The organism is Phyllobacterium calauticae (assembly GCF_019991125.1).
In the GTDB taxonomy this organism is placed as follows: Bacteria; Pseudomonadota; Alphaproteobacteria; order Rhizobiales; family Rhizobiaceae; genus Phyllobacterium; species Phyllobacterium calauticae.
In genome coordinates this window covers 1-425 of the sequence record NZ_JAGENB010000039.1, presented here as the reverse complement: position 1 = coordinate 425, position 425 = coordinate 1, and the positions used below count along the sequence as shown (strand labels likewise).

Here is a 425-nt window from a genome sequence, read left to right as displayed (position 1 = left end):
CTGTTTGCTCCCCACGCTTTCGTGCATGAGCGTCAGTGCAGGCCCAGGGGATTGCCTTCGCCATTGGTGTTCCTCCGCATATCTACGCATTTCACTGCTACACGCGGAATTCCATCCCCCTCTGCCGCACTCCAGCTTTGCAGTCACAAGCGCCATTCCCAGGTTGAGCCCGGGGATTTCACGCCTGTCTTACAAAACCGCCTGCGCACGCTTTACGCCCAGTAATTCCGATTAACGCTTGCACCCTACGTATTACCGCGGCTGCTGGCACGTAGTTAGCCGGTGCTTATTCTTACGGTACCGTCATGAGCCCAGGGTATTAACCCAGACCTTTTCGTTCCGTACAAAAGCAGTTTACAACCCGAAGGCCTTCTTCCTGCACGCGGCATTGCTGGATCAGGCTTGCGCCCATTGTCCAAAATTCC

Annotated in this window: 1 rRNA gene; it reads right to left on the bottom strand. The window is 55.3% G+C overall.

The window, feature by feature from the left end:
* A 16S ribosomal RNA gene (locus J1W56_RS25855) occupies positions 1–425 on the bottom strand; the annotation flags it as partial.